This is a genomic window from Frankia sp. RB5, from assembly GCF_059816245.1.
On sequence record NZ_JCBATA010000119.1, the window covers coordinates 1 to 7,993 of the forward strand.

Annotated in this window: 12 protein-coding genes and 1 pseudogene; 6 read left to right on the plus strand and 7 right to left on the minus strand. The window is 67.5% G+C overall.

What is annotated here, in order from left to right:
- Positions 1–590: transposase (locus tag AC6EXY_RS32720; protein ID WP_499842468.1), on the minus strand; the 590-nt coding region annotated here is incomplete at its 3' end.
- Positions 591–1,296: 706 nt separating this feature from the next.
- Here AC6EXY_RS32720 and AC6EXY_RS32725 point away from each other — a divergent pair.
- Positions 1,297–1,788, plus strand: coding sequence for a WapI family immunity protein (locus AC6EXY_RS32725; RefSeq protein ID WP_499818955.1), 492 nt, complete (start codon positions 1,297–1,299; stop codon positions 1,786–1,788).
- Positions 1,789–1,814: 26 nt separating this feature from the next.
- On the opposite strand, the gene AC6EXY_RS32730 is transcribed toward AC6EXY_RS32725, so the two are convergent.
- Complete coding sequence (locus AC6EXY_RS32730) at positions 1,815–2,066, minus strand: hypothetical protein (RefSeq protein WP_165818369.1); 252 nt, start codon at positions 2,064–2,066, stop codon at positions 1,815–1,817.
- Between the two features lie 172 nt (positions 2,067–2,238).
- Between AC6EXY_RS32730 and AC6EXY_RS32735 the strand changes: the two genes are divergently transcribed.
- The 3 genes from AC6EXY_RS32735 (at position 2,239) to AC6EXY_RS32745 (ending at position 3,291) form a co-directional block, all read left to right on the plus strand.
- Positions 2,239–2,400, plus strand: a complete 162-nt coding sequence (locus tag AC6EXY_RS32735) for a hypothetical protein (protein WP_165818370.1) — start codon at positions 2,239–2,241, stop codon at positions 2,398–2,400.
- A gap of 132 nt (positions 2,401–2,532) precedes the next feature.
- Entirely contained in the window at positions 2,533–3,006 is a 474-nt protein-coding gene (locus AC6EXY_RS32740) for a Stf0 family sulfotransferase (protein ID WP_165818371.1), read from the plus strand.
- 27 nt (positions 3,007–3,033) lie between these two features.
- Positions 3,034–3,291: a hypothetical protein gene (locus AC6EXY_RS32745; RefSeq protein WP_165818372.1), complete on the plus strand. Its 258-nt coding sequence runs from the start codon at positions 3,034–3,036 to the stop codon at positions 3,289–3,291.
- A gap of 63 nt (positions 3,292–3,354) precedes the next feature.
- Here the strand turns inward: AC6EXY_RS32745 and AC6EXY_RS32750 are convergent, their stop codons facing one another.
- The 5 genes and pseudogenes from AC6EXY_RS32750 to AC6EXY_RS32770 all read right to left on the minus strand — a co-directional run bounded on the left by AC6EXY_RS32750 (position 3,355) and on the right by AC6EXY_RS32770 (position 6,344).
- Positions 3,355–3,606, minus strand: coding sequence for an ATP-binding protein (locus tag AC6EXY_RS32750; RefSeq protein WP_279354631.1), 252 nt, complete (start codon positions 3,604–3,606; stop codon positions 3,355–3,357).
- A 19-nt stretch (positions 3,607–3,625) separates the two neighbouring features.
- Positions 3,626–4,075, minus strand: a pseudogene (locus AC6EXY_RS32755) (ATP-binding protein); the annotation flags it as partial.
- 41 nt (positions 4,076–4,116) lie between these two features.
- Positions 4,117–4,605: a hypothetical protein gene (locus AC6EXY_RS32760; protein ID WP_101831892.1), complete on the minus strand. Its 489-nt coding sequence runs from the start codon at positions 4,603–4,605 to the stop codon at positions 4,117–4,119.
- 307 nt (positions 4,606–4,912) lie between these two features.
- On the minus strand, positions 4,913–5,794 hold the full coding sequence (locus AC6EXY_RS32765; protein WP_165818373.1) for an NADP-dependent oxidoreductase: 882 nt from the start codon (positions 5,792–5,794) through the stop codon (positions 4,913–4,915).
- Positions 5,795–5,942: 148 nt separating this feature from the next.
- Entirely contained in the window at positions 5,943–6,344 is a 402-nt protein-coding gene (locus tag AC6EXY_RS32770) for a MerR family transcriptional regulator (RefSeq protein ID WP_101831894.1), read from the minus strand.
- 225 nt (positions 6,345–6,569) lie between these two features.
- On the opposite strand from AC6EXY_RS32770, the gene AC6EXY_RS32775 reads away from it, so the two are divergent.
- A complete protein-coding gene (locus AC6EXY_RS32775) occupies positions 6,570–7,529 on the plus strand; it encodes a DUF6444 domain-containing protein (RefSeq protein WP_499818956.1) in 960 nt (319 codons plus the stop codon).
- A 10-nt stretch (positions 7,530–7,539) separates the two neighbouring features.
- Positions 7,540–7,935 (plus strand): hypothetical protein, encoded by a 396-nt coding sequence (locus AC6EXY_RS32780; protein WP_499818957.1) that lies wholly within the window; start codon positions 7,540–7,542, stop codon positions 7,933–7,935.
- Positions 7,936–7,993: the final 58 nt, after the last annotated feature.

A 7,993-nucleotide genomic window follows, 5' to 3' on the forward strand; every position in this document is an offset into this window, starting at 1 on the left:
ATCTTCCCGGTGGGGACACCGTCCAGCACCGTGAACGCATGAAGATGCCCCTCGATGAACGCCTCCTGCCCCTGCGAAGCGAACACCCGGTGGACCGCCTTACCGGAATACGGCATTCGTAACGTGAACAGAAAGCATTTCGTGGGTTCGCCGGCCAGTCGAACCCACAGATCCCCGAAATCAACCTCGGCTTCCTGCCCCGGTGGATGGGTCTGCAACACGAACGCGTTCTCCATTCCACGGCCAGTCTCGGCCATGATCTCCGGACGGCGCCGGGCCACATAATCCCGCACCGTCGAGTACGCGACGGTGTCACTCATCCCATGTTCGCTGATCAGCCGGTCACGGACCCGGGTCGCGGTATGCCGCTGTTTCCGTGGCGCCTCGAGGTCAGCGACCAGCATCGCGTCGATCGATTCCTTGAACATCTCCAACCGGGCCGCACGCCGCACCGGCGTCTTACGCGGAACCGGAGCGGCCGACTCCAACGCCTGGCGAACCGTCCGCCGGTGCACCCCATGCCGCTCCGCCAGTGCCCGGATCGACATCCCCCGCCGCGCATCCACCCGGATCGCCTCGAACACCTCCACCCTCGATGACCCCACGACCCTCCTCCACCACGGAAGCCGCGATCATCGCACCGCCACTCCGGGGTGGGGCCAGGTCAAGCCGTCACACCGCCGCCGGACCACCCCCACCCGGGGCCACTTCAAGCCGCCCGGACGGGGCCATATGGAACCGCCGTAACCACACAGGTCTTACCGAGAGGGAAATGATGCAGATCGATGTGGTGGGTTTCTATTCGCCCACCCGCCTGGTCACCTTCAGGTATGGGGGCGGATCGATAGTCGGCCGGTGGCGTGGCGACGAAACTCCCTCGTCGGGACCCGTGCACGTCGAGCTCGATGTTCTGGATGACTGTCGATGGGGGGAGGATATCCGAGTCGAGCAGGAGGGAGCGACGGAGGGCATACGTCCGAGCGGCCCGGGGGAGGATGGCTTCATTCTGGTAGGCCGCTGCCTGGAGGTCTCTTACGATGACGTGCTGATCCTCTCGGTACTTAACAGCCCCCTTCATATCGACACCCTGGGCGTGGCCCCGACGCGGACGAACGGACTACCGATGTCCGTGCGTTGCGCACGCCTAGAGGTGTCTCCCGAGAATTTCTGAGTCGGCGGCCAGTCCCGGAGAGCCGGGGATCGCCGAGGGCCGGTGTGGCGCAGGACACCCTTTGGTGCAGGCAGCCTGCCGGGTATTTGCGAAGACCAGACGCTCTAATACCAGAAATGAGGCCAATGACCGGCGAGGCGATGAGGCTCGGAACCGATGGCGGCGCGCGTATCGATCTTCGCGTCGTCGACTATCAGTATCCCGAGATTGCCGGTGACGGCACCGGGAAAGACTGGGACGCGAACTGGCTGGTCGTCGCGGGCGACGCTGTCGCTGATGACGGCCGCGGCTGGTCATTCCACGATCCGTGTCTGACGACGTGGGATGCGAGGGACCTGGGCGACTGGCTTCGAGGCGTGGCCGACGGCTCGGTAGCACCTGCTCCGCTCGACGGCGGTGGGGCAGGACGTCTGCTTTCCTTCACCGAGCCCAACCTCGCGTTCAGCTTCGCTGATCGGGCCGATGACGCCGTGGTCATCCGGGTGTATCTCTCGCTCGAGTCAGGGCCGCCGTGGCCGACCGAAGGGGACTTCCTGCTCGTCACGACGCAGGTGACGCACCTTGCGCTTGCGATCAAGAAATGGGATCGCATGCTTGCCGCGCACCCGGATCGATGAAACCCACGGCCGAGGCTCGCGGATATCTACCCGTCCAGGACCATAACCTGCACCACCGTTTTCCGAACGCCGGCGGCCATCATCACCGAGGCGCGATGTCGGCCGTTGACGTATCCGTCGGCGTCCACATTGATCGGGAAGTACACGAGGGACTCGAAGGCCTCCCAGTCCCATCCGGTCAATCCCTCGGCTCGCGCGGCGGTCATCATCCGGCTGGAGATCTCGATGTCGTCCTCGGTGCCGTCACTGGACACCTCGCGCAGCAGCCGCACCGCCAAGCCGGAGACGACGTGCCAGTCGCCCCCGTGGAACCAGCAGCAATCCTGCCCTCCGCGGCGTGGCAGGACCTGGCGCAAGCGCCGACGCCACGCCGGGATAGTCCGGACGCACATGTCCGGTAGAGCCTCGTCTTCGTGCCGCCGTGGAAGGAGGACCGCAGGCGGGCACCGCGTGAGCCGGCCCCGCCTCGTCCTCGCCGCCGACCTCTCCGTCGTCCTCGCCACCCTCACCCTCGCCGCAACCCTCACCCTCGCCGCCGACGTCGCCTTCGTCGCCGCCCTCGTCGCCGCCGTCGGTGTCAGGTCTCAGCTGACCTGGCGGAGTCTCGCTTGATCTGGCGGATAAGCGAGATCCGGTAGCCAGCCGCCCGCGCCGGGTCGAGAAACTTCCGGCATGGGACCCTACGGCCGCGGCTGTCCCCGAAACCGCTTGCGGCACAGCCAGAAGAGCGATTACGTCCCGGTCATGTTGACAGAGACCGCTCGGCCGATTGACTCGTACTTCGTCTGCGCCACACCGCGTACTGGCAGCTCCTTGCTGCTCGGACTGTTGGACTCCACGGGGATCTGCGGTCATCCGCAGGCGTACTTTCGCTCGCCGGACGAGTCGCTGTGGGCTGACCGGTGGCAGCTTGCCCGTACCGATGAAAGCGGTTTCCGCTACGCGGACTACGTGCGAGCCGCACGGGCGGCCGGAAGTACACCGAACGGCGTGTTCGGCGCCAAGCTGATGTGGGGAACGGTGGGCGAAGTCGTGGACAAAATGCGGACGATTCATCGAGACCTTGCGGATGACGATCTCGGGCTCCTGAACCGCGTGTTCGGTCGGACGGGCTTCGTCTACCTGAAACGGCACGACGTCCTGGCACAAGCCGTCTCCTGGCTGCGTGCCGAGCAGACCGCCACGTGGTTCGTCGGCGGCAATGGTGAGATTGATTAGACCCGCGAGAAACGACACCAGAGGTTCGTGAGTTTTGACTCCCCTGACCGGCTCGGCCGGAGATCAATCTCCGCGAGTTTTGACCGCACTCTGGTCCTCTGCCGTGGGCTGTTCAGGGTCGTTTTTGGCGGTTTGCAGGCGGAGCCGGGTGAGCGCGAGCATGTCGATCAGCCAGCCCGGGACGCCGCTGATGTGGCGGGCGCGGAGGACGGTGTCGAGTTCGCGGTGAACGGCTGGGTCGGCGTGGGCGAAGAAGTCTTCGCAGATGCCGAGGATCGTCGGTAGCAGATCGTCGTCGAGTTCGCCCGGATCCGTCGGGTTCTCCGCAGCAGCGCAGGCGGCGGGTGGTTAGGCCGGGGTCCGGGTGGTCTTGTCGGTGCGGGCGCGAGTTTGGGCGAGACGGTAGGAGTCGGTGCCGGTCTCGATGATGTTGCCGCCGAAGGTGAGCCGGTCGACGATCGCGGCGCAGAGTCGCGGGTCGGTGAAGGTCTTCGTCCAACCCGAAAAAGCCTCGTTGGACGCGATCGCAACGGAGGCCTTTTCCTCGCGCTCGGTCAACACCTGGAAGAGCAGCTCGGCGCCGCGCCGGTCGAGTTCCATATATTCCCAGCTCGTCGATGCAGAGCAGGTCGACTCGGCCGTAGCGGGCGATGGTTTTGGCGAGCATCTTCTCGTCGGCGGCCTCGACGAGTTTGGTGGCCAGGACATAGCGGACGCGGTGGCCGACCATCGCGGCCTCGGTGCCCAGTGCGATGAGCAGGTGGGATTTGCCGGTGCCGGAGTCGCCGATCAGGCAGAGTGGCAGGCCTTTCTTGACCCAGTCGCATTTGGCGAGGGTGTGAACGACGGCGGGGTCGACGTTGTTGTTGGCGAGGAAGTCGAAGGTCCGCAGAGTTTTGTCGCGGGGGAACGCGGCGGCTTTGATGCGTCGTTCGGAGCGGCGCCGGTTGCGGTCATCGCATTCGGCCATGAGCAGCTCGGCGAGGAAGCCGCGGTAGGTCATCTGATCGCGGGCGGCGGCCTCGGCCAGGTCGGTGAACTGGGCGCGGATCGAGGGCAGGCGCAGCATCCGGCAGGCGGAGTCGACCGCGGCGTCGGCGGCTTGTTCGGTCAGTCCTCGATGGCGGCTGGCAAGATGCAGGTCACCTGCTCGCCGCGCAGGTCGATCGCGACTTCCCCGAAATCGACCTCTGCCTCGGCGCCCGGGTGGTGGGTCTGCGGGAAGAACACTTTGACCGGGGCGCGGCCGACCTCCGCTCGAATCTTCGGTTTGCGGTCCGCGACGTAGGTGCGCAGGACCTGGTAAGAGACGTTGTCCATGCCGTGCTCGTCAAGGAGCCGGTGGAAGATCCGCCTCACGGTGTGCCGCTGCTTGCGGGGCGCGTCGAGATCGGCCCGCAGGATCTCATCGATCGCGGGTTTGAACGGATCGAGCTTCGAGCCCCGCGGCGGCATGTCCTTGCGCGGCGGAGGCAACGCCGAGGCCATGGCCGCGCTGACCGTGCGCCGGCCGACCCGGTACTTCTCCTCGATTGCCCGGCCCGATATTCCCGCGGCGAGATCACGGCGGATCGCCGCGAACTTCTCGATCTTCGACATCCGCGGCATCGGCCGGCCTCCGTCTCGGGTCAGCCGGTGCTCCCACCACCATTCGTGGTGTCGAAACTCGCGGACATAGAATCCACCCGATCAAGCGTCCACCAACCGTGGTGTCAAAACCGACGGATAAACGCCATGCCAGAGCAGTTCCGACTCAGAAACTGTCAGCTCTTGCAACGGTCCCGTTCGGTCGGGAGTTGGTCCCGGCGTCTGCTCGCGCCCTGGCCGCGGGTGGTTGCTGTGCATGGACTCGCGGCAGTCTGAGATGTGCCCGGCCGGCTTCCAGCGTCAGCCGGCCGGGCATGGCTCATCCGATCTTGATAACAACCTTGCCCGCACTGTGGCCGTTCTCGACAGCAGAGAGGGCGGCCGGAGCGTCGGAAAGCGGATGGACCGCAGTGATCACGGGTGTGAGACCTCCATCGCGGGCGAGCCGGGCGGCCCGCTCCAGATTCTCCCGGTCGAAATGACGCTGGACGAAACGCCCACCGATTTCAGTCACCGACATATCACTCACGGCGACGATGTTGCGTGAATCCTTGACCAGAGGAGCGACCGTCCGCAGTGAGGCGCCTCCGACCAGGTCGACGATCCCATCGAAGCCGTCCGGCACCAGCTCGCGTGCCGCAGCGACAATGTCCCCGGCGGTGTAGTCGATGAACTGCACCCCGATGGCCTCGGCGGGCTCGCGCTTGGGGGTGCTCCCCGTGCCGATCACCCGCAGCTCGCGCTCGACGGCCAGCCGGGCAACGAGGAGTCCGACACCGCCCCCGACCCCGTTGACCAAGACCGTAGCGCCGGCCGCGAGGCCGATCTGGTCGAGCGCATCTACCGCGGACGTTCCGGCCACGGGCAGCGTCGCCGCCACGGTTGCGGACAGGCCCACCGGGATGCGAGCGGTGTGCGGGGCCGACAGCACCGTCGTCTCGGCGTAGGTGCCACCACCGGTGAGTGCCATGCCGAAGACCGCGTCACCCACCTCGAGCCCGTCGACGCCCTCGCCCAGGGCCAGAACGGTTCCCGCTGCCTCCATCCCCAGGACAAGAGGAAACGGACGTCCGCCGGCGGCCCCGGGATACAGACCCGAGCGCACGACGTAGTCGAGGGGGTTCACGCCGGCCACGTCGACCCGGATCAGCACCTCACCGCGACCCGGGACAGGATCGGGACGATCGAAAAGCTCCTGCACCTCAGGCCCGCCATACCTGCCGAAACCCCACGCTTGTCCCATCTTCTGCCACCTCCGGTGCGACCGGCCCGGTCGTTCCGGGCGCCGCAGCCATCCTCACCGCTCACACTGATGTGAAGGGCAACCGGCTGAGGTGCGGGTCACAGCATCAGGCCGACGCCGTCACCGGGACCGGGACCGAGGCCGTCGGCGGCTCCACCCAATGCTCGCGGTTGATCTTGATCAGCACGTCGAGTGCGTCACGGGTTTCGACCAGGTGGGCGATATCCGCGTTGATCCGATCGCGCTCGCGCGTCATCGCCACAAACGCCGACTGGATGCCGGCAGGGTCACTCGGGGTGTCCACACACGGCAGCACAGATGCGATCACCCGGCTGGACATACCCGCGGCGAACAGTTGCTGGATCAGCAACACCCGCTGGACCTCGGCATCGGAATAGTGACGCTGCCCAGCATCGGAGCGTGCACTGGTCAGCAGGCCCTGCTCCTCGTAGTACCGCAACGAGCGTGGACTCACGCCCGTACGCTTGGACAGCTCGCCGATCCGCATTCCTTCAAGCCTACGCCCGCGTGCTCCAGCGCTCAGGCCACCGGCAGATCAAAGATGCAGGGTGGGACCCAACCCCACGCACATCGACCACGGCGAAACGCTCAGTCCCGGGTAACTAGTCAGCTCTCTTGATCGATCGTCGTTGTCGCAGGTCAGGTCGTTTGGGTGACTCTCGCTGTGGGCGTGGGGTGCTAGCGGTGGGTGACTGATCCGTAGGCTGGCGGTGTGTCGCCCGTCGAGTCGCCCGCGCCGTCGTATGACGAGCTGGCGGTGCTGGCCGTGGCGCAGGCGGCGCAGATCGCCGAGTTGAGGGCCGCGCTGGAGAAGGCGAACGCCCGGATCACCGAGCTGGAGGCGCGGCTCGGGAAGAACTCGCGGAACTCGTCGAAGCCGCCGAGTTCGGATGGGCTGGCCAAGCCGGAGCCGAGGTCGCTTCGCAAGAGGACGGGGCGGAAGCCCGGTGGGCAGGACGGGCATGAGGGCTCGACGCTGCGCCTGGTCGACGATCCGGCCCGCGCGGTCGTGCACGAGCCGGTGGCGTGCCGGCGCTGCGGGGACGGGCTGTTGCTCGCGCCGGTCATGGCCGTGGAGCGCCGGCAGGTCGTGGACCTGCCGGCGGTCGAGCCCGTGGTCGTCGAGCACCGGCTCGTCGAGCGGGAGTGCGTCTGTTGCGGCACCCGGACCCGGGCGGAGGCCCCGGCTGGGGTGGACGCCCCGGCCCAGTACGGGCCGGGTGTCGAGGCGCTGGTCCTCTACCTCTACGGCGGCCAGTTCCTCGCGAGGGACCGGGTCGCGGTCGCGATGGCCGAGCTGTTCGGGATCGCGCTCTCGCCGGGCACGGTCGCGGCGATGCTCGCCCGCGCCGCCGGTCGCCTCGGGGCGGAGTTCCTGCCCCAGGTCCGTGACGCGCTGGCCGCGGCCGACGTGGTCGGGGCCGACGAGACCGGGCTGCGGGTCGCCGGGAAGCTGCACTGGGTGCACTGCGCGCGCACCGAGAAGCTCACCCTGGTCGTCTGCCACCCCCGCCGGGGCAGGGAGGGCATCGACTTCCTCGGGGTACTGCCCGGGTTCACCCGGGTCGTGGTGCACGACTGCTGGGCGCCGTACGACGCCTTCGTCGACGCCGGCCACCAGCTCTGCTGCGCGCATTACGCCGATGTGCGGGTTATGCCGACCTCGGCATAACGCGCACGTCGTGCGGGAGCTGCTCGCCGTGGCCGAGAAGGCCACCGGTGAGGTCTGGTGCTGGGCCGGCCAGGCCCGCGACGCCCTCGTGGACCTGCAGCGCCTCGCCACCGACGCCCGCGCCGGCGGCGCCGCCGCGGTCGACCCGGCACACTCGGCCGAGCCGCTGCGCCGGTTCCGCCACGCCATCCAGGTCGGGATCAGCCAGACCTCCCCGCGCGCGACGAAGCCGATGCGCGCAGAGAACGCCCTCGCCCGTCGCCTCGCCGACCGCGAGGCCGACTACCTGCGTTTCCTCACCGACCTGTCCGTGCCACCGGACAACAATGGCAGCGAGGTGCGACACGAGGTCGCACGTGACAAGTGGATGTATCGGAAGGAGGGCCGGTTGATACCGGCGATATAGTCCCGGGCCAGTGCCCGATGGCCCGTTCCCACCTGGACGTGCGTCGCCGGTAACGGCG